Genomic DNA, 510 nt, shown 5'->3' with positions numbered 1-510 from the left:
TCACGTCCGGGTCGGGGCGCGTCAGGTCCGACAGCCGCAGATCGTAGTTACCCGAGCGGATCACGCCGCCGATCTCGGCATCCGAGCGCAGGTTCAGGCGCAAGTCCACGCCGATCCGGGCCAGTTGTTCCTTGATGAGTTCCAGCGTCGGCGTGTAGCCGGGAAAGCTCCAGGTGACGCCAACCTGCAAACGCTGTCCGTCGCGGCTGCGGATGCCGTCCTTGCCGGCCTTCCAGCCCGCCCGTTCCAGCAGCGCCCGCGCGGCGTCGGGCTGATAGGCCAGCTTGGCCGACAGGTCGACATAGTCCGGCACCGTGGTCGAGACCACGCTGGTGGCGGCCTTGTCGTATTCGGTATAGAGCGCCTCGATGATCTCGGCGCGGTTCACGCCGATCACCAGCGCCTGCCGCACTTCGGGGTGCGACAGAACCGGGCTGGCGATGTTGGGGTACAGCGTGATGCCGATGCCGCCGGCCGAGCGCGCGACCACGCTGGCGCCCGCGGCCTTGA

1 protein-coding gene is annotated in these 510 nt (G+C 68.4%); it reads right to left on the bottom strand.

Going from position 1 to position 510, the window contains the following annotated elements; translation table 11 throughout:
- On the bottom strand, nucleotides 1-510 hold a 510-nt coding region (locus tag N801_RS22230; protein WP_035941092.1), incomplete at both ends, for an ABC transporter substrate-binding protein.

The organism is Knoellia aerolata DSM 18566 (assembly GCF_000768695.1).
Lineage (GTDB): Bacteria > Actinomycetota > Actinomycetes > Actinomycetales > Dermatophilaceae > Knoellia > Knoellia aerolata.
The sequence above is the reverse complement of the archived record's forward strand: the minus strand, read 5'-3'. Positions and strand labels throughout refer to the sequence as shown.